Consider the following 24,884-nt stretch of genomic DNA (forward strand, 5'->3'; position numbering starts at 1 on the left):
TAGTGAGAGTGAAATTGGAGGGGTTATAATGGGGAATAAGAAAATTGCATTTATTGGTACAGGTGTAATGGGCAGTAGCATCGTCAAGCATTTATTGAAGGCAAACTACGATGTGACTGTATTTACACGTACGAAGGAAAAAGCGGCTGCACTCATTGAACACGGTGCAAAGTGGGCAGAAACCGCAGGGGCTGCTACTCTTGACGCGGATATCGTGTTGACGATGGTCGGCTATCCGTCTGACGTTGAAGAGGTTTATTATTCGGAGAATGGGATAATTGAGAATGCCCGTGAAGGAATGAATTTCATCGACATGACGACATCCAGTCCAGCATTGGCGAAGCGAATCGCTAAAGATGCAGAGAAGAAAGGCATTTTTTCAATTGATGCTCCTGTTTCAGGCGGTGATATCGGTGCGAAAAACGGAACGCTTTCCATTATGTGCGGAGGGGATGAAGAGACATTCCAGCAACTACTTCCGCTATTCCAAGTGTTTGGAAAGCAAATCGTCTATCAAGGGGAAGCAGGTGCAGGCCAACATACGAAAATGTGCAATCAAATTGCCATTGCGACGAACATGATTGGTGTTTGCGAAGCTCTTGCATATGGAAAGGAAGCCGGTCTTGACGCGGAAACGGTACTTCAATCAATCTCGACTGGGGCAGCGGGATCCTGGTCGCTATCGAACTTGGCACCACGGATGATCAACGGGGATTTCGAACCTGGTTTTTATGTTAAGCATTTCCTCAAGGATATGAATATCGCGTTAGCTGAAGCGGAGCAAATGAAGCTACCATTACCAGGTTTACAATTGGCGAAGGAAATGTATCAGGAACTGGTCGAAGAAGGATACGGAGAAAAAGGGACGCAAGTGTTATACAAGCAGTATAGCGCTCGATAATGGATTTCGGGCTGTCCAGATTATCTGTAGCTACTGAGAATCTGGACAGCCTCTTATTTTCCTCCATCTAGATAAGATGATCGAAATGATTGTGTGTTGGATACTTTCGTCCGTTTTGGTACGAACTTCTTTTTTCGCTCCGTTGTAGGCGCTTTGCGTTCCCCTACAAAATCAGTCAATAATTCTTTTGCTGTTTTTAAATTCATTCTCTCTTGTGGGTTACGGAATGTTTGGTCTTGCGCGCCTAAATGAGGAAGGGACGTAAAGTCGCCTTTTTCCGGTAAGGTATGAAAGAGGAAATCGCTGCATTGCACTAGCACAGTGGAGCTTTGCTTGCTAAGCTGGGGGTTTTCGACAAAATGCAGGCCAATTTTTTTTGCGTCGCCTAATTGTAGCAGCCGCTGGATTGCTTTGTTTTTTAATGAATATAGTTCACGATTATTCGTTGCCGTCTTTGCATGCCGATTCACCGTGTATATTGCTACGGCAAGTTGACGTACGGTTTCTTCTCTTTTCAATGGATTCCCCCTCGTTTTCATTAGAATGTATTGCCCTTCTAAATTATTTTACTCATTTTCAAAACTTTTTCAAAGAGATTAACTCAACATTGCCGAAATATCTGCAAACGTCTATTTTTTTGTCGAAATTAAAGGTATACTTGTAAAATAAAGTAGAAAAATCTGTTTCGGCGTCTATAACAAAACGATTGTACATAGAAGCAGCGACATTCATGGAGGCATTCATGGACAATAAAGCAATCAGTCAATATAAAGATAAATTGATGAAGGAACGGAAGATGAGGCTGGAATACGAAGAAAAGTATAAGTCCATTATCGATCATAATCTTGATCCGATTATTACAATCACTCCGAATAACCGGATTTCATATGCAAATATTGCTGTCCATCATGCATTCGGTTATCGCTTGAAAGAATTGACTGGACGATCCATTGCTGATTTGATCGGCGAAGAAAAAGTTGCTGATTTTAAAAAGTTCCTGTCTAGTGCATTTTCTGGTGAATCCATTGAAATGGAAGGGATACCATTTTTCCATAAGCATGGTAAATTTTTATCAACTTACGTAAAGACGATCCCGGTTTCAATCCGCGGAACGATTAAAGAAATCCATTTAATCCTACGGGATACTTCCTTTCATCTTAAAAATAACGAAAGGCTGCTATTCCTTTCCTACCACGACCAACTGACAGGCTTATGGAATAGGCGGGCATTGAAGGAGCACTTTGAAGTTGATGCGGATTACTCGCTTCGGAGTGATGAAAAACTTTCATTGATCCATTTGGATTTGGATCGGTTTAATACGATCAATGATTCCATCGGTAGAAATGGCGCTGATGAAATCCTGAAAATGATCGCGGAGCGAATGAAGATGGTTTGTCCAAAAGAGGGAAAGCTCTATCGAAATGGTGGAGATGAATATCTTCTCTTGCTAAGAAACCATTCCATTGAAAAAACGGAAAAGCTCGTCCAAAAAATAATGAGCGATTTCACAAAACCATTTTACTTTAATCATCAAGAATATTTCCTATCATCGTCCGTCGGTATTTCAGTTTACCCTGATGATGGGACGATCTTAGAAGAGCTGCTTCAAAAAGCCGAGCAAGCTGTTCGATATGTAAAAGAACGTGGCCGTTCCCATTACCGGTTTTATCGTGAAGAGATGAATACCGCCTTTACCGACACAGCACTCATGGAAGCCCATTTACGCAGAGCAATCGAGTTCAATGAGCTAGAACTTCACTATCAGCCGCAAGTTAATTTGCAAACTGGAGAAATTGATAGCTTTGAGGCATTGTTGCGCTGGAATAACCGGAAGTTCGGTTTTGTTTCTCCTGCCCAATTCATTCCAATGGCGGAGGAATCAGGTTTGATCCACTCGATTGGAGATTGGGTGCTTGAAGTTGTCTGCAAACAGTTGAGGGAATGGCAGGATAAGCAATTCAGACCTGTTCGGATTGCGGTAAATATCTCCCCACAGCAATTCAGAACGGGAGCATTTGCTGAAAAGGCTAAACAAATCATTGAAAAGTACAAAATACATCCATCTTCATTTGAAGTTGAAATAACGGAAACTGCCTTGACGTATATGAAAGATACTCTTTCAACACTGCAAAAATTGAAGGAGATTGGCGTTACGATTTCAGTCGATGATTTCGGGACGGGGTATTCTTCACTCAGCTATTTGAAGCAGTATCCAATTGATATTATTAAAATCGATCGTTCGTTCATCAAAGATATTGAACTGGATGAAAAGAATGAGGCTATTGCGAAGACAATTATTAATCTCGCCCACAGTCTTGGTATGCAAGTGATTGCGGAAGGTGTCGAAAAAGATTTACAGGCGGAGATTTTGAAAGAAGCGGCTTGCCATAAGGCGCAAGGGTTTTTATTCAGCAAGGCAATTCCTGCCTCGGAAATCGTTGAAAAATATTTTGCATAACGATAAAGACTTCCTTTCTTGACGTAACTGTCATCGGAAAGGAAGTCTTTTTTGAAGTGAGTGTCGTTTATTACAGAAAGTTATGATACAATTATGAGTGAATATTCATTCATTTGAAATGGGGGATTGTATGTTTACAGACAAAGTAATCATTGTTACGGGTGGATCGAATGGAATGGGGAAATATATGGCGAAGAAATTTGCCGATGAAGGAGCGAACGTAATCATTACAGGGCGTGACGCTGATCGGTTAGAAGCCGCAAGGGCAGAAATAGGGGAGCGCGCACATACGTATCAGATGGATGTCCGCAATTTAGAAAATGTACAAGGCATGGTTGAGTTTGCCGACGAGAAGTTCGGTAAAATCGACGGGCTCGTAAATAATGCTGCAGGAAACTTCCTCGTTCATGCAGAAGAACTTTCTCCAAATGGATGGAAGGCCGTGATTGATATCGTCTTGAATGGGACATTTTATTGTACGAGCGCAGTCGGCAATTATTGGATTAAAAAAGGACAAAAAGGCGCGATACTAAACATGCTTGCCACATACGCTTGGGATGCGGGTCCGGGTGTTGTTCATTCAGCCGCAGCAAAGGCTGGTGTCATGTCGTTGACACGCACGCTCGCTGTTGAATGGGGAAGGAAGTTTGGATTCAGAGTGAACGGGATTGCACCAGGGCCAATCGAAAGAACTGGAGGAGCAGAACGTTTATTCCAATCCGAAGAAGCCGCAAAGAGGACGATCAACTCAGTCCCGCTAGGCCGTATCGGCAAGCCGGAAGAAATCGCCGAATTGGCAGCATTTATCATGTCCGACAAAGCATCCTACATGAACGGCGAAATTGTAACACTCGACGGAGGACAATGGCTTAATCAATATCCATTCTAAAGCGGAGTGCGGCGTTAGACGCGACAGGCGCTGGAGGTCTTGAGATAAAGGCGTTATTTGCCTTTATCCTCAAGACCGAAGCGACCCGAGAGGCTGCCGCACGGAGCTGGATGTAAAAAATATGTAGTATCTTTTCTCCTATCTTGCACATGCTAATCGTAATTCGTGCAAAAGGGAGGGAATCCATAATGGCAATATGGATTATTCCACTATTGATCGTCTTTGCAATCATTGGTTTTATCGCATGGAAAGCAGTAAGAAAATGGGATATGGTAGCAGCGACAACATTCGATGAAAAGGATCATGCTATACCGAGAGCTGTCGAAAAACACCCGTTTACATTAAATCCAATCATTTGGGTAATCGGTGTAGCATCGATCTTCATACTGTTTGTCATTTTCTATTACTGGGCCTCTTCCATTTAGGAAGGGGTTTTCGTCTGGCCCAACAATTTTCAATGGGATGTTCACTCTCTCTTATGGTATGATAGGGTTGTAGAATTGTTATGATAGCTTTCATCAGAAGGAGCGATTTTCAATGATTTCTGTAAATAACAGGGATTTTCTTCAGGTACCGATTGCCGATTATTTAATTCCTGCTGAAAAGGTTGCATGTGTGCAAGTCGGTAATAACGCGGAACACGCCCTTCTCGTCCTGACGAAAACCGGTTATTCTGCAATACCTGTCATTGATGTAAAGAACCAACTTAGAGGACTGCTAGGGATTGGAATGATTACAGACGCTATATTGGGATTGGAAAGGATCGAGTATGAAAAGCTAGCTGATCTGAAAGTCGATCACATTATGCAAACAGACATCCCTACAATTACAACTACTGATAAATTCCAAAAAGGATTAGATTTACTCATTAATCACACTTTCCTATGTGTCACTGAAGAGGACGGCACATTTGCGGGTATACTCACGAGAAGAGTCATGTTGAAGGAATTCAAAAAATACTTGTACATGAAATGATTTTTGTTCAATGGATAGATATTTCCTTGAATAGAAGGCTCCAATCGGGGCCTTTTGTTATTTATCGGCCTTTTTGGAAAGGGGTACACGAATGACTATACATAAAAAGACGAATCGGCCATTTGTCCTTATATCTGTCATGCTCGCGATGTTTGTCGGTGCAGTTGAGGCGACAATTGTGTCAACGGCCATGCCTGCGATTGCGGGAGAGCTTGGTGGATTTTCGAGATATAGCTGGATTTTCTCTGCTTATTTGCTTATGAGTACCGTAACAGTGCTCATCTATGGCAAACTGGCAGATCTGTTCGGCAGAAAGCCGGTATTTTTTGTAGGCTTATCTATTTTCTTAATTGGTTCCATTCTTTGCGGTTTCGCCACGTCTATGGAGCTGCTCATTATTTATAGACTGATCCAAGGTCTCGGAGCAGGTGCGGTCATGCCAATCGCAACGACAATTGTAGGAGATATCTATACGACGGAAGAACGTGCGAAAATACAAGGATATTTATCAAGCGTATGGGGTGTTTCAGCAGTCTCCGGACCTGTCATCGGCGGCTTGATTGTCCAATATATGGATTGGAAATATGTGTTTTGGGTGAATGTCCCTTTAGGCTTGTTAGCGATGGTAGGGATCTATTTCTTTCTTCACGAACCTCAGACAGACCGTAAAGTCGCCATCGATTATAAAGGAGCCGTATTATTGACTGCATCCTTGTCGATCATCCTATTTTGGCTCGTTGAAGGTGGACAATCCTTTACAAGATTTTCTTCGATCAGCCTACTCCTTCTATTGCTAGGCGGTGCGCTATTTGCGTTATTCATATGGATTGAAAGGAAAGCCGAAGATCCGATGATGCCCTTCTCCATTTGGAAAAACCCTGTCATTTTATATGCAAATCTCGTATCACTCACGACAGGGGTCATTTTAATTGGCATCTCATCATATTTGCCTACATATGTAACAGGAGTCATGGAACAGTCTGCCATGATTGCCGGCTTCACCTTGACTGCGATGTCGATTGGATGGCCGATCGCCTCTTCCGTTGCAGGGCATTTGTTGATCAGGTTCGGTACTTTTTCTGTTTCGTTTGCCGGAGGTATCTCCCTAGTCGCGGGTTCACTCATGTTTATTTGGATGTCGGGGGAATCGGGTCCTTTGTGGGCTGCATTATCAAGCTTTTTCGTCGGCGTTGGAATGGGATTGACGAGCACATCGTTCATCGTCACGATTCAAGGGGCTGTCAGTCGGGAACAACGTGGATCCGCAACGGCAGCCAACATGTTCATGAGGAACTTCGGGAATACGATCGGTGCAGCTATTTTCGGAGCCGTATTGAATGGGTCATTGCTGTCTTCCTTCCGGGGAAGGAATCTAGATTATGAAGTGAATGACATTAATCTTTTATTGACGGAAGAGTCACGGTCGACATTGCCTAGTTCCAAATTGAATATTCTACAGCAAGCGCTCGATGGTTCTTTGCAATGGGTATATGTGGCTGTACTCGTTTTTGCGGTCATTAGCCTGCTGCTTATCTTACGAATTCCTAAAGGAAAGGTGGTTCTTCATGACGACAACTGAATTAGAAATCATTAAAGCACTTGCGGAGGAAGGGAATATGCGCAAGGCTGCTGAACGACTTTTCTTGTCCCAGCCAGCCTTGTCCCAACGGCTTCAAACAATTGAAAAAGAATGGGGGACAATGCTGTTCATCCGTTCTCAAAAAGGGCTGGAGCCGACTCCTGCCGGTGAGCTCGTCATTGCTTTCGCGAAAGAGACGATTGTGAAAAAAGAGGAAACTGCCGAGATGATCGCTTCTTTGGCGGATAAAGTGCACGGCACCCTTAAAATCGCTTGTGCATCCATTGTTGGCCAAACGTGGCTGCCGCAAGTATTGAAAGAATTCGTCCAACTATATCCTGACGCAAAGGTGTCATTGATGACCGGATGGAGCTCGGAAATTGTAAAAGCACTTTATGATGGGGAAGCGCACATCGGTATTGTTCGCGGACAAGTCGATTGGAAAAGCAGGAAATCCTATTTGTTTCGGGATCGCCTCTATTTGGTTGATAAAGAAATAACATCGATCAATGAATTGACGAATACTGATCGCACATTCATTCAATTTAAAAGTGATTCGAATTATTACATGGAAATCCAAAGATGGTGGCAACGTCATTTTTCACAATACCCAAAAAGGCAGATTACAGTCGATCAGATTGAGACATGCAAGCAATTGGCGTTGAATGGAATTGGGTATGCGATTTTGCCATCAATCACTTTGGCGGGAGACGAAAAAGTGAATAAAATACCTTTGCTGAACAGCGAAGAGGAATTTGAATTGACGAGAGATACGTGGTTGATTGGCTACGACTCGACTTTTGAACTGAAGCAAGTAAGCGCTTTTACTGAAATTGTTAACTTACATGCTGAAAAATTAAGAAAAGAATTGAAGTGAATGGAACTTTCCTAATTTTGTTACGTACTAATTAGGAAAGGTAAATAGAATATTGGCGTGATCCAATAGGGGGGAACATATATGTGGAAGAAACAATTGGGGTTCGTCATTGCGATCTTTGTCGTCTTCTTACTCCTGCCAGCTGCCCACGCTTCTGCTGCTCCCGAACTAAGAGCGAAGGTGTCAGCTGGTTTTGACGGGAAAGCAAAGTTTGGTAAAGGGGGGCCTATTACAGTTGAAATTGAGAATAATGGGACATCTGCATTCATCGGGGATATGGTCATAGATACCCAACAGTCGTATGAGTCAGGGGTTGGGGAAGTGTTCCCGATTGAAATTGCTGCAGGTGAAACGAAAACCATTACGTTCATTAATCCGAAAATGTTTGATTTCAATATGTATGGCATGAATACGAAATCCATCTTTTTTTATGAAGGAGGATGGAAAAAAGGTAAAGAAATTGAACATAAAGGAGCACAGCAAATAACGGTTGCAATGTACCATGACGACACGAAAATCATTACGGCTTTTACCGACAACATTGACCGTTTATCAGCTGTAAAAGGTGTTCGGCTCACGAATATTCATAGCACCCAATTGATAGATGCTTCAAAAATCGCTTCGATGAAACTTCCGGAAGAAGCGGCAGGGTGGGGACCGGCGGATATAATCGTCATTGACGAATATCCGATTGCGGACTTGTCTGCAACTGAACAACAAGCTTTGCTCAACTGGGTAAGATCTGGAGGGGTCATTGTATTTGGCGGATCGGATCATGTTGCAGCGGAGTCTGGTATTTTTTCCGAATACTTGCCCTTGACAGTCAACGGGAAGAAAACAATCGGTCCGGAAGTGTTCAACGAATGGATGGGTAGGGAAGATTTCGATCAATCAATTCCGATTTCGACTACTCAGTTGAATGCTGACTCCAAAGCTGTCTATACGAAGGATGACGATATACTCGCAGCAATAAAGCCACTAGGAAAAGGTATTGTTCTGCAAACGGCCTTCTCGGTAGGGGATGAACCGTTTTCTAAAATGGCGGGAGCTTCTGCCGTTTGGTCAAATTTGCTCGATAAAGCGGAACAGACACGAATAGCTGGCGGTATGACGCCGTATTACTACGACCCGATGGAATCTTTACGATGGACGATTGGAAATTCAAACGAACTATTTCCGTCTTTTAAAGTGTCTGCTCCTCTACTATTCGGAGTGATCATTTTTTACATCATTATTATCATCCCTGTCTTATACATAATTTTAAAACGTAAAGACAAGCGGGAACATGCTTGGTGGATCATTCCTTCCATCTCTGTTGTAGTATCTGTCTTCATCTTTGCCTATGGGGCACGCGACCGGATCGGCCAAGCGCAAATTCAGCAAACGTCTGCATTTGATGTGAACCAAGATGGTAGCCTTTCTGGTTATTTCGTTGAGTCGATTTTGACGAATAAGTCGGGGGATTTTGTTTTTTCAGCGCCTAAAGAAACGACAATGTCAACGTACACACCATACTCAATGGGGATTTTTGGACCCCCTTCAATGGTTGGTAACTCCCACAAGCGCGCTTTGATCGAAAGGAGTGCAACAGGATCGAACTTGCACCTCCGTGATATCGGCTATTGGGATGTCGCTACAGTGTATGGACAAACGACTTTGGAGCCAATCGGGAATTTCGATATAGCGTTGACTGTTAAAGACAAACAACTGACAGGAGAAATCACGAATAACTTCCCATTCTCTGTGAATGATCTCGCCATTTGGTCAGGAAATAGAAGAATCAAAATCGGAGATTTAGGACCTGGAGAAACATTGAAGGTAAATGAAACATTGAAGACTTCAACATTGATTCGAAAAATGTCTTCCAACTCCATGTATATGGGGCCTATGGGGCAAATTCCGAGTACATCGGACGATCTTATGAAAATAAGAAAAGATAGCCTCGTCGCTTTTTCGGGAAATACGATGAACAGCGAAGCGAAACCGGTCCTCATAGGCTATACGGATACAAAAATCGTGCCGATCGAACTCGAAAATACAAAGGCCGTAACGGATTCCTTAACGATGCTTTCACAAGCGTTCACACCAAAAGTCGAGTTTAGCGGTAGCTTTACTGTTGATCCGGAAATGATGACGATGACAATCCTTTCGGAAGGAAGCAATATGCAGGCACATCCTTACGGACACCCGGCAAATATGTACTTTTTCAATGAGTCTTCCTACATCCAAACGTGGCAAGTGCCTGAGGAGTTGGTGAAAAATGTATCGAAATGGAATTCGATGGATATTTCCAAGATTCAAAATCAGGTTTACGCATTAAGTATTTGGAATGTGAAAACGAATGAATTCGATTCGCTCGAATCCAAAAGGAAATTGACGTTGGATTCAATCGGCGACTTTGTAACAGAAGATGGAAAAGTGATGTTGAAAATGGAGTTCAACAACAATCAGCATGGCAATGAAGCACAAGCTCCTGAAATTAAGCTGCATGGCGAGGTGAAGAAATGATTGAAATCAAAGGGTTGACGAAAAAATACGGACAATTCACCGCGCTCGATAATTTGAATTTAACGTTGAATGAAGGTACCGTTTTCGGTTTTGTCGGTGCAAATGGTGCGGGTAAGTCGACAACATTTCTCATTGTTTCCACATTATTGCAGCCGACTTCGGGTGATGTTTTTATAGATGGAGTAAGTGTCCGGGAAAAACCAGCAGAAATCCGGAAGCTGATTGGCTATATGCCGGACTTTTTTGGAGTGTACGATCAGTTGAAAGCAGATGAATATCTCGATTTTTACGGTGCGAGCTATGGGATTCCAGAGGAAGAGAGAAAGAAACTCATTCCTCAGCTGTTGGAATTGGTAAATTTATCACATAAGAGATATTCATATGTCGACCTTTTATCGAGAGGGATGAAGCAAAGGCTATGCCTGGCGAGATGTCTTATTCACGATCCAAAGGTGCTCATTTTGGATGAACCGGCTTCTGGCCTTGACCCGAGGGCGCGTATCGAAATGCGTGATATTTTGAAGACATTGAAAGGCATGGGTAAAACGATTTTAATTTCATCGCATATTTTGCCTGAACTGTCGGAGATGTGCGATGAAATCGGAGTCATTGACAATGGAAAGTTAATTGCCCATGGATCCGTTGCTGATATTCAGAAGAAGCTGCAAGGTGAAAAGGTAATTACAGTCCGGCTAACGGATAAAATCGATGAGGCCATATCATTTTTTGAAGATCAACCACATGTCACTTCAATTGAAGAGTTGGATGGAGACGAAGGCATATCCTTCATCTACAAAGGTGAGGACGCCGAGCAGATCGATATGCTGAAGCGGGCAGTACTCAATGATTTGCCAATCGTTTCATTCATGGAGCATGTGACAAACTTAGAAGATGTCTTTATGGAAATTACGAAAGGAGCCGACTGAAGATGAATTTTAATAATCCGGTTCTTTTTAAAGAGTTGAAGCTGAGATTCCGCTCTTTTAAAGGTTTCAATGGCATACTCTTCTTTCTGCTGGCGATGTGCATATTCGTATTTGGTTATATTTTTCTAACGGTTAATATGACAGGGACTTCTTATTTCAGGCCAAGTCAAAGCTTTGTCCTGTTCGCTTTTCTTTCGTATATTCAGCTCGGACTCGTCTTGTTCACTGCACCGGGATTGACGGCTGGCGCGATCAGTTCGGAAAGGGAAAAACAGACATTGCCAATCCTGTTGACAACTTCTCAAAGTTCTTTCCAGATTATTTCTGGAAAGATGTTGTCATCCGTAGCATTTCTATTGCTACTCATAGTGGCAGGAATGCCTATCTATAGCCTAGTCTTCTTATTCGGCGGAATTTCTCCGCTCGATTTTGTAAAGATTTTCATCTTCCTGTTTGTAACATTATTAGCGATCGGTAGTCTAGGTGTCATGTTTTCAACATTGATTCGTAGAACAGTTGTTTCAATGATTGCCACGTATGGCACGATGCTATTCTTGTCGGTAGTGACCGGCTTTCTGTTCATAATCGTCATGCAAATGAAGGCATTTAATCAGATGGGGACTTCTGTCACTTCACCATCATATGTCGGACAATTATTGGCTTCGATTAATCCGGCTGTATTATTCGCGACATTCCTATCGCCAGAGCTGAATCGATCCATTTCGGAAATGACGAAAATTGACTTTCCTGTATGGGCCGGATATTTAATTTTTTACGGAATCATTACCGTAGTTGCGCTTTTCATAGCTGTGAAAAAACTCCGCGTCAATATGAAACGATTAAAATGATAGGGTGAGACAGATGGAAGGGAAAACAGCAATACTCCGATATGTCAGAAAAGCACTCAGAGCTTTGCGCTTTGAGCGATCTGTCTATATGCTGCAAGCAGGACTTTTCATAACCGCTTTGTTGTCCACGCTGTTTCTTGCTGCTTCCAGACTGTTCGTATTACCTCATTTCGAATGGATTGCCCTATGGCTCGCCATTTTCACGATGGTTGCGACGATCGTTGTATTGTTCATAAAGAACGTCAGTCGAGATGAGGCCGTTTGGAATTTGGATCAGTATGTTCCCGATAATTTGCTTGTGACGGCTTTAGATGAGCGAGTGAATCAATCTGAATTTGCACAAGCAATTGTGGAGCGTGCAGAAAGATCTTTAGGAACTGCTTATTCGCAATTTAAGAAACGGGAAAAGAACTATTTAAACGGAAAAATGCTCGTCGGTTTTCTAATTCTGCTAACTTGTACGGTTCTATTGCTGATTTTTCCTTCCGAAGCACAGCAAGAAGCGAAAGCAGTCGCGAAAGAAAAGGAAATCATTGAGGAATTAAAGAAGGAAGTTACGGATCTTGTAAAGGAGGAAAAGGATCCTGAGCAGAAAAAAGAATTGGAAGAGTTGGCAGAGAAACTGAAAGAAGCAGAAACATCCGAGGAAACATTAAGGGAATTAGTAAAGAAACAGAAGGAGTTCAAACTGAAGGAACAGAGATTAGCTGAAAAGAAGAATGCCTCTGTAGATGGATTAAGCGAGTCAGAGGAAAAGGAGCTTGAAGAACTTAAAGCGTTAGCCGATCAGCTCGCTCAACAGGCCGGGAAGGCGCAAAGTGCATTGAATAAAATCGGCAAAGCCCCATCATTGCCTGCATTAGCGAGTGCTGGCACACCTCCGTCAGCTAGCAATGGTCAAACAGGATCTACTGCCAAACCGGGCACGGGACAGTCCCAAGCAGGTGTAGGCGGAGCTAGTCAAGGCCAGGGTGAAGGCGAAGGTCAAGGTGAAGGCGAAGGTCAAGGCGAAGGCCAAGGAGAAGGTCAAGGTGAAGGCGAAGGCGAAGGCGAAGGCCAAGGCGAAGGCCAAGGCGAAGGCCAAGGAGAAGGTCAAGGTCAAGGTCAAGGCCAAGGCCAGGGTCAAGGCCAGGGTCAAGGTCAAGGCCAGGGTCAAGGTCAAGGCCAAGGGCAAGGCCAGGGTCAAGGCCAAGGGCAAGGGTCCGGAGCTGGATCTGGTCAAGGCCAGGGCCAAGGTGGGTCCGGTGCTGGAACAGGGCAAGGTGGGCGTGAACTACTTTCGATTCCTTTCGACAGGATGGGTGGTTTTAATGATCCATCTGTTGTTAGCGGCGAGCTCGGTGAAGGGGACTTCATTGAAGAAAATGAACGAGAAGGCCTTGTTGAAAGGGGAACATTACGCCCTTACCAAGAAGTGGTTGGAAGCTATAAAGACGCCTATTTGAAAGGTTCGGATAAAATGAATCTCCCTGCAGATTTACAGCGGGTCCTTTCCGATTACTTTTCATCAATTGAATGATTAATGATGGGAGTTGTACACATGTCGTTTTCACCTGAACAATTCGAAGAAATGAGCAAAACACTTGCAGAAGTACGGGAAGAAATCGGGAAATTCATTGTAGGACAACAGGAAGCTGTCGAGTTCTCTTTATATTCCATTTTGGCAGATGGGCATGCCTTGCTCGAAGGGTTGCCCGGATTAGGAAAGACGATGTTGATCCGAACGATATCAGAAGTGTTGGACCTATCTTTTTCCCGTATTCAATTTACGCCGGATCTCATGCCTGCAGATATTACAGGAACAAGTATTTTGGAGCGGAATCCTGATGGGGTTCAACGATTTGTATTCAAGGAAGGCCCTATCTTCAGCCAAATGGTGTTAGCGGATGAAATTAACCGTGCCACACCCAAAACACAAAGTGCATTGCTTGAAGCGATGGGAGAGAAAACGGTAACAGTTCTCGGCGAAACCCGGAAAATGTCTAAACCGTTTTTCGTTCTTGCAACTCAAAACCCGATTGAGATGGAAGGGACCTACCCGCTGCCGGAAGCGCAAATGGACCGATTCTTATGCAAGATTCTACTACCCTATCCGGTTAAAGAAGACTTAAAGGAAATTATGCTAAGAACGACCGGGCCGAATACGATTGCCATTAGAAAAGTGATGGATGCAGAAGGGATTCGATTAGCCCAAGAAATGGCGAAGACGATTGTCGTTCCAGATGAAATGATGGATTATGCAGTCGATCTCGTTTCGGCGACACACCATAGAGCGGATTCAGAAGATGAATGGAGCCAATACGTCCAATATGGGAGCGGACCTCGTGGATTGCAATCGATTATCCGTTTGGCGAAAGCCAGAGCATTGATGGCTGGTCGTTTCCATGTGTCCATCGCGGATATTAAAACCGTCGCCAAACCAGCTTTACGGCACCGTGTTCTCATTAATTATGAAGGGGAAGCAGAAGGGATCGATGTCGATAAACTTATCGACAAATTGCTTGAAGATATACGTCAAGGAGCATCGGTGTAATGAGTGGGGAGCTATTTCCCGATCGATTGTCAAAACGGTTAGGGGCTTTATCCATTGTTACAAGAGCGAGACGTCTCGGCCATCATAAAGGGACACATCGTTCCAGTAAAACGGGGACGTCTTTGGATTTTTCGGATTTCAGAGAATATCACCCCGGCGATGATTTACGCCATATTGATTGGAATGTGTTCGCTCGTACGGATAAACCGTTCATTAAACAGTTTTTGGATGAACAGGAAATGCGGGTACACATATTGCTCGACTCGACAAAATCGATGGGTATCGATGGAAAATGGGATTTTGCGCGTCAATTGGCGATCGGTTTAGGCCATATTGCGTTAAAAAGTGGAGACACCGTTTCATTCTCAACTTGGTCTCCTAGCCAAAATTATTTCTTTCGGAAGAAAGGCGCCTTGCATCGTTCTTCGTTCTCCAAATACGTAGAACAATTGCAAGAGCCTGTTTCCGAAGGTGAATTTGCAGATCAAGTGTTAAAGCATGTACCGAAGGCGATGACTGTTCTATTTATTATTACGGACGGGTTGGAACAGTTGGATAAGTGGGAGCGGCTGTTCAGAAGAATGCCAGGTATCTGTAAGGATATCCGCATCTTGACCATTCACTCACCGATAGAAGAGATTCCTACTTACGATGGAGATGTTCGATTCGTTGATGTGGAAAGTGGATCGGTCGTAGAAGTTTCGATAAGTCAGAGAATCGTCAAAGATTATAAAGAGAAAAAAATGCAACATGAAGCTGCTTTAATGGTATTGGCGAAAAAATACGGAATCCAGCTTTTACGAGCGGAAGTTTCGGATGGCGCGATGGATAGTTTTACTAAGAAAATGAGACATGCCGGATGGTTGCGGTGAAAGGGGACGGCTAAGTGGGGTTCGATCAAATCAGTAATGCATGGACGGCAATTTTCCCGTTGGCCGTCCTTCTTTATTATTTTTTCCGAAAGAAGTACGTGACAACAACGATTTCGTCTACATTGTTTTGGGAAAGATCGATGCGAGAGACGAAGGTTTCGCCATATTTGAAAAATCTACAGCGAAATGCTTTATTTTATTTGCAAATGGCTGCATTATTGCTTTTACTTTTCATTTTGCTACGCCCTTATTTGCCAAAAGATACTGTCGCTGATGGTCATACCATATTTGTCGTAGACAGTTCTGCAAGCATGGCTGCCTATGATGGCGAACTTTCACTACTTGAAAAGAGTAAAGGGAAGATGCGCGAAATTGCCAAGGAACGTGCAGGTGAATCGATATCCATTATTACGACCGGAAAGGAACCTTCCCTGTTGCTGCGGGAAGAAAGTGATGAACGCGTTATCATGGCTTCGATTGATGGGCTTGACTTGAATTATGAACATGAACATTTAGGACGTTCCCTCGATTTTGTTAAATCAATCGCCTCACAGGCAGGAGCGGATGTCCATATTTTTACCGATTACTTCGATCGCTCCGCTTTCATAGATAGCGAAAGTGGAATTTCGTGGACCGTCCATAACAATGAACAACTTCTGAACAATGTAGCAATCGGGAAATTTGGTGCCATACATATAGCAGATGGCACTGAGGCCATTGTGAAACTATTAAATCAATCAATTCAGGAACAATCTGGGACGGTAAGTGTGCATAATGGCTTGACGGGTGACAAGTTGGCCGAACAGGAATTTTCAATCGATCAAGAAGGAGAGGCGCTTCTTTCATTTAAGGATTTGCCGAAGTTGCCTGCATTCCATTTACATATGGAAGTGGAAGACGACTACAAAGTAGACAACGATGCATTTATCGTCATTGGCAATGAATCCTCGGAAGTGATTGTCGACAATCAACTGCATGAATTAGTTAAAAGAGCATTTGAAGCAATCGGGCTAACTGTCAGTTCTGGATCTGTCAATGAAATGACTTCCGCTTTGAATCATGCAATGATTGTGACGAATGAGACATCGTTCTTGGAGGAAGGGTCTGAACCGATTTTATTGATCGGCCGAAATGATTCTACGACAGAACCTGTTTCCGGGGTTGTGGAAACGACAAATGATGCGCTATTTACAATTGCTTCGATGCATGATGTGTATATAAGCGCTCTCTATCCTGCTTTTGATGGCTTTTCGACATTGGCTACCATTGATGGTAAACCATTCATCCAACGTTCTCCTAGAGGCGACATTATCATCTTGACGGATATCGGTCTGACAGATTGGCCTTTGCATCCATCGTTCCCGTTATTCATTTGGAGTTCAGTCGAGATGTTGCGATCCGGGAGTGAAATCGCAGGAACATTCACACCGAATGAACGGAAAGCGTTGTTGACAGGAAGTGGACCTGAAGGAATTGAAATATTTACAGTTGACGATAAGTATATTGCATCTTATGAGGCAGGCGGGAATTTTGTCGCTCCATCAAAACCGGGAATTTATAAACTGTTGGACAGAGGAGTGGAAAAGTATTTATCCGTTCAGCTCGAGCCAATTGAAAAATCGGTTGCTTATGGTCCCGGTTATCGACTTGGAGCAGGCCCATTAAATGAAGCAGAACAAGAAGGGAAACAAATGATTGGATGGCTTTTCCTATTGCCTGTCCTCCTTCTTTTAGTAATCGAGTGGGAGGTGCAAAGACGTCGTGGATATCCGAATTGAGGAGCCGTTATGGTTATTGTTGCTAATACCAATAGCTCTTTACATGGCGTATGCTTGGAAGTCTTCCAACATGCGTTTTATCAGCAAAGGTACGATACTTTATGCTCTTAGAAGTCTCGTGATCCTCTGCATCGTTTTTGCCCTCACCATTCCCTATGTGTTATTGCCGGATGATGAGGAGCAGATACTATTCGTCGTCGATCGATCTGTTTCTGTTGAAGAGGCGGGCCAATCAATCGAACATTGGATTGCGGAAAGTTTACAGGCGAGGAAAGCGAATCAATCCGTAGGTATTTATTCTTTTGGCGGTACATTCCGCACGGATAGCCAGTTGACGGATGCCGACTTGACAATGTCGAAGTTGGAACCGATCGAATCGGGTGGAGCAACAAATATTGCAAATGCAGTCGACCTCGCCGCTGCAGTGGCAAAAAGAGACCTCGCGACGAGGATTGTGTTAGTGACTGATGGACTTGAAACGGAAGGATCCATTGAAGAGCTGTTGCCGAAGTATGAGAATAGCCATGTCCAAATCGATACGGTTGTTGTCAGGCGATCCAATCAGGCAGACGCTTCGATTTCATTATTTGAAACACCAAGAACGGCCTATGAAGGTGAGAGGCAATTATTGCGTGTAGAAATCGAGTCATCGACGAAGACTGCGGGTCAATTGCTCATTTACTTGAACGATGAAGAAATTGTTAGCGAATCAGTTACTCTTGACGAAGGAGCGAACCTATTTGCTTTTCATCATGAGGCCCGGGGAACAGGTCTCTTGAAGTATGAGGCGAAGTTGATCGTCCCAGATGATGGTCTGCTTGAAAATAACCGGATGCTTTCGGTAACGATGCTAGAACAATCTCCAAGAGTGCTTGTCGTGGAGACCGAACGAAGTCCTTCTGTCATTCCTTCATTGCTCGACAGAAATGCGATTGAAGTCGACGTCGTCGATGCGGAACAATTGCCTGAAAATCTATCTGGATATTTAGGTTATGGAGCTATCATTTTTGACAATGTGCCGGGTCATCTAGTAGGGGAGCATAAAATGACAGTCATTGAGCAAGCTGTCAAAAGCTTCGGTACAGGATTCATGATGGTCGGTGGAGATGAAAGCTTCGGATTGGGCGGCTATTTTAAATCACCGATCGAGCGTTTGTTGCCAGTTGAAATGGAAGTGAAAGGGAAGGAGCAGCTGCCCTCCCTCGGCCTCGTCATTACTTTGGATCGTTCCGGAAGTATGTCAGGTTCAAAAATCATCATAGCGAGGGAGGCGGCGGCAAGGGCGGTAGAGTTGTTACGGAATGATGATACATTCGGTTTCACTGCCTTTGACCACGACATATGGGAAGTCATTCCGGTCGGACCTTTACGCGATAAGCAAGAAGCGATGGATCAAATTTTGTCCATTCCTGCAGGTGGCGGGACTGATATTTTCCCTTCGGTAGCGAAAGCGTATGAGGATTTGGCTGATTTAAAGCTGCAACGGAAGCATATTATTCTGTTAACGGATGGCCAGTCGCCTATGCCGCCCGAGTATGAAGAAATTATAGCGGAAGGGAAAAACACTAACGTCACGTTATCGACTGTTGCAATCGGAACAGATGCCGATAGTGTATTGCTCGAGGAATTAGCGGAGTTGGGCGGCGGAAGGTTTTATAATGCTGTCGACGAGTCAACAATCCCTGCAATATTGACAAGGGAAACATCGATGCTGACAAGGACCTATATTGAGGATGATCCGTTCTACGTAACACTTAGCAATGTACCTGAGTGGATTTCCATTTTCCGAGATGGTGTTCCACAGATGAACGCCTATATTGCGACGACTCCAAAGTCGACTGCTACGGTTGCGGCAGAAAGCCCTAAAGAAGATCCGGTCATTGCGGAATGGATGTATGGATTAGGGCGTACGATTGCATTTACTTCGGATTCAACGGGAAAATGGTCGGGCGATCTTGCAAGATGGGAAGGGTATCCGGATTTTTGGAACACGGCCGTTTCCCGATTGCTGCCGTCTTATGAAGACGTTCCGTATGTCGTCAACCATGATCGTGGCGGAACGTATACGATTACGGACAGTTCCCGGAAGTCAGCATTTTTGGAAGTGACGATTGTCGATGAGCAAGGAAAAGAAGTGCCTTTCCAATCTGAACCTTTAGCGCCCGGAAAGACGAGGGTCACGTTGGACGCGAATCCTGGCCTTGTTTTCTTTAGTATTACCGATGATAGGGGAGGGCTATTTGAAGCGGGTGTGTCCGTTCCTTATGGCCTGGAATACAAACCAGCAGAACCGAATGTCGCGTTGCTTGAAAAAATTGCCGAGCGGACGGGTGGAAAGTACCTTGAAGAACCTGAAGACGTATTCCGGCCGCATCCATATAAAAGCGGGGAGAGAAAGCCGGTTGCGGATTGGCTCGTTTTAATGGCGATGATTCTGTTTTTCATTGATATTACGTTGCGCCGATTCGGCATGTTTTCGAACTTGCTCGAACGGAAAGAAAGGATTGTTGAGAACGAGACACCAACCGTCAAAACCGAAGACCATGTCGCTGAATTACTAAAAGCGAAAAAGAAGCGATAAGAAAAACCCTTATCTCTCAGCTGTCAGAGAGATAAGGGTTTCATTGTGTCCTTGTAGAGGCAAGCAGGCTCGCGTTTTTTCTTGACCAGACACCCGCAATTCCGAAACAGATCAGGAGAATGGCTGTGCCTAGTATATACGGGAATGTTATATTGATGTCGAAAATGGAACCGGCGAGTGCTGGACCAATCATATTCCCTAAACTCATGTACGCATTCATCATCCCTGCCGCATAACCTTGCTGCTCGCCTGCAAGCTTCGACACAAGCGTATTTACTGCAGGACGAAGGAGGGAAGTCGCTGTCGAGAAAATCGTAGCTACAAGAAGAATCGTCCAAAATAGGTCGACGAAAAGAATACCGAGCATAGATACTGCTGCTACGACGAGGTTTACAAGAATGACTTGCATCTCTCCGTATCTCTTGAATAGCCGATTGATGACAAAAGTTTGGACAATGACCCCGACAAATCCGCCTACCGTAATCAAAACTGCAATTTGTGCTGGTGTGTATCCGTACTTTTGATCAACATACAAGGAAATGGTTGATTGGAAATTCGCCAGACCGAACGAAAAGACGAACATGACAATCAGCATGATAAAATATGGTGTTCTCGTTGACCGTTTTAATTGTTTAAATAAGTTTTCCGCCTTGCCTTGGAGTTTCTCAGGCGAGATGACCGGTGCAACATTTGGCAATATAAAAATCGACAGGATTGCCGCGAAAAAGGAAGCACCCGTTGCTGCATAAAATGGAACCAGTAGACCGAACTTGGATAGGAATCCGCCAATTCCTGGCCCGATCATGAAACCAAGTGACATGGACGCCCCTAACAGTCCCATCCCTCTGCCTCTTTCATCGTATGTGGTGATGTCAGCGACAAATGCCATCATAGGTGGGATGAGGAAAGCGGCTCCCATTCCGGAAAAGAACCGTGCAACAAATAGCATCCATAATTCTGAAGACAAACTGAAAGCTAGCTGCGATGCTCCAAAAATAAATAACCCAACAATAATAATCTTCTTTCTTCCTAGCCGGTCGGATAAATCTCCAGATATAGGCGAAAAGATAAATTGTGCAAATGAAAATATGGCTATAAGGAAACCGAGAACTTTCCCGGCGGCTCCAAACGTCCCAAGAAACTCAGGCATAATTGGGATGATGAGACCGATGCCTGACATTGCAAGAAACATATTGAACATCAGTATGTATAAAGCCAAATTATTCGATTTTTTCTCCGCCAAAGGCAATCCGCCCCTCTATTTCTTGTTATTATTCCACTTTACCATAGAAGCAAATCATTATTTAACAGAAACGACTCCGTCACGTTCATTCATACAGAATAACCGCCCTTAACCATATAAACGGTCGAAGGACGGTTACGATATCATCTCATATCCATTTTGAACTCCAAGAATAGTTCATTGTAAACGCCTAATAATTCAAGTCCTAAGTTTTTATAAACTTCCAAGTGGCTTCTTGTTTCTTCATCTGGGTAAAAACGTTCGTCCTCGACGACTTCAGGATCCATCAAGTCAAGTGCTGATAAATTCGGAGTTGAGTATCCTACGTAATCAGCATTTTGTGCCGCTACTTCAGGATCAAGCATGAAGTTAATGAAGGCATGTGCACCTTCAATGTTTTTGGCCGTTTTCGGAATGACAAAATTATCAAACCATAAATTCGAACCTTCATTAGGGACAACAAAATCAATGTCCTCGTTTTCATACATCATATCAGCTGCTTGACCGGACCAAGTCAGTGATACGGCAGCTTCATTATTAATCATCAACTGGGTGACTTCATCACCGATGACTGCTTTGACATTCGGACTTAACGTCTTCAACTTGTCTATCGCTTCTCGAAGCTCTCCTAGATCGGTCGAATTCAAAGAGTGTCCTAACGAGTTAAGGGCCATGCCGACCGTTTCACGAGCACCGTCGACAAGAATCACTTGTTGCTTTAAGGAAGGATCCCAAAGATCATCCCAACTTTCGAACGTTTGTCCTTCAAGTAAAGTCGGATTGAATGCAATTCCTACAGTACCCCAGAAATAAGGGATCGAATACTGATTGCCGGGATCGAATGCCAAATCTAAAAAGTATGGGTCGATATGTTCTATATTTGGAATTTGGCTATAGTCAATCGGTAACAAGAGATCCTTTTCCGACATCATTTCAACCATATATTCTGATGGAACAGATATATCGTAAGACGTGCCGCCTTGTTCAATTTTGCTCATCATCGCTTCATTCGAATCGAAGGTTTCATAGACGACTTTGATACCTGTTTCTTCTTCAAATTGCTCAATTAGATCAGGGTCGATATATTCTCCCCAGTTATAAACTGTTACCGTACCTTTGCCCGATTTGCTCCCTTCATTCAACTTCGCGTTAATGAAAAGCAAAATGCCGGAAATGAGAAGGATCAGGATTGCTGAATTGATAATTGACTTCATTTTTTCACCCCCGCTAGAGGTGCCTTCATTTTACGGTTAAGTGCATAATAGCCAAGCACTAGAGCGACTGTGACGATAAATATGAGGCCTGAAAGTGCATTGATCGTCAAACTGATTCCTGTTCTTGCCATCGAATAGATTTCAACGGATAATGTCGAGAACCCATTTCCTGTAACGAAGAAGGTGACGGCAAAGTCATCAAGCGAATACGTCAGTGCAAGGAAGAATCCAGCGAAAATGCCGGGCTTGATGAATGGCAAAATGACCCTCGTCATAACGTCTTTCCGTGAAGCACCAAGATCAAGTGCAGCATCTATCAATGTCGGATGCATCTCCCTTAGTTTCGGCAATACCATAATGACGACAATCGGTATACTGAAGGCAATATGGGAAATGAGGACAGAAGCGAATCCGAGCTTCACACCGACCATCGTAAACAAAATGAGGAAGGACGCCCCGATAATGACATCTGGGCTGACCATCAAAATATTATTCATGGAAAGAACGGCGTTCCTCATTTTTTTATTGCGCATGAAATAAATGGCCAACGCACCTATAACACCAATTGTCGTTGATAATAAGGCAGAGAGCAGGGCAATGATGATTGTATTGAGGAGAATGATGATCAAACGCTTATCCTCAAAAACAGCTGCATAATGCTCCCATGTAAAATCTTCGAAATTGGACATCCCACCTCCCGAATTAAAGGAGTAGAAAATCAAATAGAAGATCGGAGCATACAAAATGATGAAGACGATCGCCAAATATAGTTTAGGGAGTTTACCTATTCGTTCCATTACCCGATGCTCCCTTCTCTTTTCCATTTGTGACAAGCATGATGATGAACATGAAGACAATGAGGAAGACGGCGATTGTCGATCCCATTCCCCAGTTTTGCGTCACTAGAAATTGTTGTTCAATGGCAGTCCCGAGCGTAATCACTTTATTACCAGCAATGAGCCTCGTAATCATGAACAATGACAAGGCAGGGATGAAAACGACTTGAATGCCCGATTTCACACCATTAATCGTTAAAGGCCAAATGACCCTTCTGAAAGTTGTCCATGAATTTGCGCCGAGGTCACGCGATGCGTCGATCAAGGTAGGATTCAATTTGTCGAGCGCGTTAAATATCGGCAAGATCATGAACGGAATGAAAATATAAACGGAAACGAATACGAAACTGAAATCCGTAAATAGAATTTGTTGTTTGCCAATGCCAATCGTTTCTAGAAATGCATTCAATGGACCGTATAGTCCCATTAGTCCGATGAAAGCGTATGTTTTCAGTAAAAGATTGATCCACGAAGGGATGATAATAAGCAAAAGCCAAAGGTGCTTATGCTTTGTCTTCGTGAGTAAATACGCAGTTGGATAAGCGATCAGCAATGAAAAGAACGTAATTAAGAAAGCATACCAAAATGAGCTGATCGTCAATGTAAGATAAACCGAAGAAAAAAAGTTCCTGTAGTTCGAAAGCGTGAAGTTGCCTGTTAAGTCGAAAAATGAATAATAAACGATCAATGCGATCGGTGCCAGGACGAATAACAGGATCCACGCTGTATAAGGAATCGAGTAGATCGAACGCAGGCGATTATTATTCATGGGCGTTCGCTCCATAAGATTCAAGTCTTGCATCGTAATCCTCTTCCGATTCATTCAACCGCATGACATGAATATCTTCCGGATCAAAGTCAAGACCGATCGTCGATCCGACTTCCGCTTTCTTCGTGGAATGGACGAGCCATTCATTTCCGTCTTTATCATATGTCGACAGTTCGTAGTGGACACCTCGGAACAGCTGGGTATCGACAGTGACATTTAGTTTTCCTTTGTCGACTGTCGTAATTTCCAAGTCTTCGGGTCTAAGTACAATATCGACTTTCTCGTTAGGCTGCAGTCCCGCATCTGCACAATCGAATCGTTTTCCAGTGAATTCAACTACGTAATCCTCAATCATCCTTCCTGAAACAATATTGGATTCACCGATGAAATCTGCGACAAATCGATTGATTGGTTCGTCGTAAATGTCGAGGGGAGTGCCCGATTGCTGGATAGCACCGACATTCATGACGAAAATCTCATCGGACATGGCAAGCGCTTCTTCCTGGTCATGAGTGACGAAGACAAATGTCTTGCCAAGTCGTTGTTGTAATTCACGGAGTTCATATTGCATTTCAGATCGAAGCTTCAAATCGAGAGCAGATAGCGGCTCATCGAGCAAGATCACTTCGGGGTCGTTGACAATCGCCCTTGCAATCGCGACTCGTTGCCGTTGGCCGCCGGACATCTCCGTTATTTCACGATTTTCATATCCAGCCAAATTGACGAATTTTAACGCTTCTTTCACCCTTGAATCGATTTCATCCTTTTTCACCTTTTTAATCCTCAGCCCGAATGCGATATTTTCATACACGTTCAAATGGGGGAAAAGGGCATAGTCTTGGAATACCGTATTCACTTGGCGTTCGTTTGCCGGGACATCGTTAATCTTTTTGCCGTTAAAGTAAATTGAACCTTCCGTCGGTTCGATAAATCCTGCGATTAATCTTAGGATCGTCGTCTTTCCGCATCCGGAAGGACCTAATAATGTGTAAAACTTTCCGCGCTCCAATTCAAATGAGACATTGTCCAGTACAGTCGTTCCGTCGCCGTATATCTTGCTGACATTTTCAAAACGGATAATCGGCTGATTTGTCATT

21 protein-coding genes are annotated in these 24,884 nt (G+C 43.6%); 15 read left to right on the forward strand and 6 right to left on the reverse strand.

All coding sequences use genetic code 11. The features are described from left to right. Positions 1-28: 28 nt before the first annotated feature. Entirely contained in the window at positions 29-901 is an 873-nt protein-coding gene (locus tag MHZ92_RS01060) for an NAD(P)-dependent oxidoreductase (protein WP_239429637.1), read from the forward strand. A 53-nt stretch (positions 902-954) separates the two neighbouring features. Here MHZ92_RS01060 and MHZ92_RS01065 read toward each other — a convergent pair whose 3' ends face one another. Beyond that, the gene (locus MHZ92_RS01065; protein ID WP_239429638.1) at positions 955-1,419 is read right to left on the reverse strand and encodes a YkyB family protein; all 465 of its coding nucleotides are present in this window, start codon (positions 1,417-1,419) and stop codon (positions 955-957) included. A gap of 188 nt (positions 1,420-1,607) precedes the next feature. Here MHZ92_RS01065 and MHZ92_RS01070 point away from each other — a divergent pair, with 188 nt between their 5' ends. The 14 genes from MHZ92_RS01070 (at position 1,608) to MHZ92_RS01135 (ending at position 19,725) form a co-directional block, all read left to right on the forward strand. Next, positions 1,608-3,359 carry a putative bifunctional diguanylate cyclase/phosphodiesterase gene (locus MHZ92_RS01070; protein ID WP_239429639.1) on the forward strand — a complete coding sequence of 584 codons (1,752 nt, stop codon included), beginning with the start codon at positions 1,608-1,610 and terminating at the stop codon, positions 3,357-3,359. A 130-nt stretch (positions 3,360-3,489) separates the two neighbouring features. After that, positions 3,490-4,248, forward strand: a complete 759-nt coding sequence (gene fadH / locus MHZ92_RS01075) for a 2,4-dienoyl-CoA reductase (protein WP_239429640.1) — start codon at positions 3,490-3,492, stop codon at positions 4,246-4,248. 188 nt (positions 4,249-4,436) lie between these two features. Then, entirely contained in the window at positions 4,437-4,673 is a 237-nt protein-coding gene (locus MHZ92_RS01080) for a hypothetical protein (RefSeq protein WP_239429641.1), read from the forward strand. 112 nt (positions 4,674-4,785) lie between these two features. Further along, positions 4,786-5,223 (forward strand): cyclic-di-AMP-binding protein CbpB, encoded by a 438-nt coding sequence (gene cbpB / locus MHZ92_RS01085; protein ID WP_239429642.1) that lies wholly within the window; start codon positions 4,786-4,788, stop codon positions 5,221-5,223. A gap of 91 nt (positions 5,224-5,314) precedes the next feature. Beyond that, positions 5,315-6,802, forward strand: coding sequence for an MDR family MFS transporter (locus MHZ92_RS01090; protein ID WP_239429643.1), 1,488 nt, complete (start codon positions 5,315-5,317; stop codon positions 6,800-6,802). Further along, positions 6,789-7,679: a LysR family transcriptional regulator gene (locus MHZ92_RS01095; RefSeq protein ID WP_239429644.1), complete on the forward strand. Its 891-nt coding sequence runs from the start codon at positions 6,789-6,791 to the stop codon at positions 7,677-7,679. Before MHZ92_RS01090 ends, MHZ92_RS01095 begins: the two co-directional genes overlap by 14 nt. An 81-nt stretch (positions 7,680-7,760) precedes the next feature. Further along, complete coding sequence (locus MHZ92_RS01100; RefSeq protein WP_239429645.1) at positions 7,761-10,187, forward strand: cupredoxin domain-containing protein; 2,427 nt, start codon at positions 7,761-7,763, stop codon at positions 10,185-10,187. After that, a complete protein-coding gene (locus MHZ92_RS01105) occupies positions 10,184-11,113 on the forward strand; it encodes an ABC transporter ATP-binding protein (RefSeq protein WP_239429646.1) in 930 nt (309 codons plus the stop codon). The genes MHZ92_RS01100 and MHZ92_RS01105 overlap by 4 nt, the downstream gene beginning before the upstream one ends. Further along, positions 11,110-11,961, forward strand: a complete 852-nt coding sequence (locus MHZ92_RS01110) for an ABC transporter permease (RefSeq protein WP_239430058.1) — start codon at positions 11,110-11,112, stop codon at positions 11,959-11,961. Before MHZ92_RS01105 ends, MHZ92_RS01110 begins: the two co-directional genes overlap by 4 nt. 13 nt (positions 11,962-11,974) lie before the next feature. Further along, entirely contained in the window at positions 11,975-13,480 is a 1,506-nt protein-coding gene (locus MHZ92_RS01115) for a coiled-coil domain-containing protein (RefSeq protein ID WP_239429647.1), read from the forward strand. A gap of 21 nt (positions 13,481-13,501) precedes the next feature. Then, the gene (locus MHZ92_RS01120) at positions 13,502-14,494 is read left to right on the forward strand and encodes an AAA family ATPase (protein ID WP_239429648.1); all 993 of its coding nucleotides are present in this window, start codon (positions 13,502-13,504) and stop codon (positions 14,492-14,494) included. Next, a complete protein-coding gene (locus tag MHZ92_RS01125; RefSeq protein WP_239429649.1) occupies positions 14,494-15,366 on the forward strand; it encodes a DUF58 domain-containing protein in 873 nt (290 codons plus the stop codon). Before MHZ92_RS01120 ends, MHZ92_RS01125 begins: the two co-directional genes overlap by 1 nt. A gap of 14 nt (positions 15,367-15,380) precedes the next feature. Further along, a complete protein-coding gene (locus tag MHZ92_RS01130) occupies positions 15,381-17,144 on the forward strand; it encodes a vWA domain-containing protein (protein WP_239429650.1) in 1,764 nt (587 codons plus the stop codon). Beyond that, a complete protein-coding gene (locus tag MHZ92_RS01135) occupies positions 17,128-19,725 on the forward strand; it encodes a VWA domain-containing protein (RefSeq protein ID WP_239429651.1) in 2,598 nt (865 codons plus the stop codon). The genes MHZ92_RS01130 and MHZ92_RS01135 overlap by 17 nt, the downstream gene beginning before the upstream one ends. A 40-nt stretch (positions 19,726-19,765) precedes the next feature. Here the strand turns inward: MHZ92_RS01135 and MHZ92_RS01140 are convergent, their stop codons facing one another. The 5 genes from MHZ92_RS01140 to MHZ92_RS01160 all read right to left on the reverse strand — a co-directional run bounded on the left by MHZ92_RS01140 (position 19,766) and on the right by MHZ92_RS01160 (position 24,883). Beyond that, positions 19,766-20,926: an MFS transporter gene (locus MHZ92_RS01140; protein WP_370644603.1), complete on the reverse strand. Its 1,161-nt coding sequence runs from the start codon at positions 20,924-20,926 to the stop codon at positions 19,766-19,768. 185 nt (positions 20,927-21,111) lie between these two features. Further along, positions 21,112-22,182: an ABC transporter substrate-binding protein gene (locus MHZ92_RS01145; RefSeq protein WP_239429653.1), complete on the reverse strand. Its 1,071-nt coding sequence runs from the start codon at positions 22,180-22,182 to the stop codon at positions 21,112-21,114. Next, positions 22,179-22,979: an ABC transporter permease gene (locus MHZ92_RS01150; RefSeq protein WP_239429654.1), complete on the reverse strand. Its 801-nt coding sequence runs from the start codon at positions 22,977-22,979 to the stop codon at positions 22,179-22,181. The genes MHZ92_RS01145 and MHZ92_RS01150 overlap by 4 nt, the downstream gene beginning before the upstream one ends. Beyond that, positions 22,963-23,787 carry an ABC transporter permease gene (locus MHZ92_RS01155; RefSeq protein ID WP_239429655.1) on the reverse strand — a complete coding sequence of 275 codons (825 nt, stop codon included), beginning with the start codon at positions 23,785-23,787 and terminating at the stop codon, positions 22,963-22,965. Before MHZ92_RS01155 ends, MHZ92_RS01150 begins: the two co-directional genes overlap by 17 nt. After that, a complete protein-coding gene (locus MHZ92_RS01160) occupies positions 23,780-24,883 on the reverse strand; it encodes an ABC transporter ATP-binding protein (RefSeq protein WP_239429656.1) in 1,104 nt (367 codons plus the stop codon). The genes MHZ92_RS01155 and MHZ92_RS01160 overlap by 8 nt, the downstream gene beginning before the upstream one ends. Position 24,884 lies beyond the last annotated feature (1 nt).

The sequence above is a fragment of the Sporosarcina sp. ACRSL genome (assembly GCF_022346605.1).
Taxonomy (GTDB): Bacteria; Bacillota; Bacilli; order Bacillales_A; family Planococcaceae; genus Sporosarcina.

Bases quoted from the DNA above. Each gene is read 5' to 3' on its own strand.
- MHZ92_RS01105 (WP_239429646.1), top strand. From the start codon at position 10,184: ATGATTGAAATCAAAGGGTTGACGAAAAAATACGGACAATTCACCGCG.
- MHZ92_RS01090 (WP_239429643.1), top strand. From the start codon at position 5,315: ATGACTATACATAAAAAGACGAATCGGCCATTTGTCCTTATATCTGTC.
- MHZ92_RS01060 (WP_239429637.1), top strand. From the start codon at position 29: ATGGGGAATAAGAAAATTGCATTTATTGGTACAGGTGTAATGGGCAGT.
- MHZ92_RS01125 (WP_239429649.1), top strand. From the start codon at position 14,494: ATGAGTGGGGAGCTATTTCCCGATCGATTGTCAAAACGGTTAGGGGCT.
- MHZ92_RS01095 (WP_239429644.1), top strand. From the start codon at position 6,789: ATGACGACAACTGAATTAGAAATCATTAAAGCACTTGCGGAGGAAGGG.
- fadH (WP_239429640.1), top strand. From the start codon at position 3,490: ATGTTTACAGACAAAGTAATCATTGTTACGGGTGGATCGAATGGAATG.
- MHZ92_RS01120 (WP_239429648.1), top strand. From the start codon at position 13,502: ATGTCGTTTTCACCTGAACAATTCGAAGAAATGAGCAAAACACTTGCA.
- MHZ92_RS01160 (WP_239429656.1), bottom strand. From the start codon at position 24,883: ATGACAAATCAGCCGATTATCCGTTTTGAAAATGTCAGCAAGATATAC.
- MHZ92_RS01140 (WP_370644603.1), bottom strand. From the start codon at position 20,926: ATGTTCAATATGTTTCTTGCAATGTCAGGCATCGGTCTCATCATCCCA.
- cbpB (WP_239429642.1), top strand. From the start codon at position 4,786: ATGATTTCTGTAAATAACAGGGATTTTCTTCAGGTACCGATTGCCGAT.
- MHZ92_RS01100 (WP_239429645.1), top strand. From the start codon at position 7,761: ATGTGGAAGAAACAATTGGGGTTCGTCATTGCGATCTTTGTCGTCTTC.
- MHZ92_RS01115 (WP_239429647.1), top strand. From the start codon at position 11,975: ATGGAAGGGAAAACAGCAATACTCCGATATGTCAGAAAAGCACTCAGA.
- MHZ92_RS01145 (WP_239429653.1), bottom strand. From the start codon at position 22,182: ATGAAGTCAATTATCAATTCAGCAATCCTGATCCTTCTCATTTCCGGC.
- MHZ92_RS01155 (WP_239429655.1), bottom strand. From the start codon at position 23,787: ATGAATAATAATCGCCTGCGTTCGATCTACTCGATTCCTTATACAGCG.
- MHZ92_RS01080 (WP_239429641.1), top strand. From the start codon at position 4,437: ATGGCAATATGGATTATTCCACTATTGATCGTCTTTGCAATCATTGGT.
- MHZ92_RS01150 (WP_239429654.1), bottom strand. From the start codon at position 22,979: ATGGAACGAATAGGTAAACTCCCTAAACTATATTTGGCGATCGTCTTC.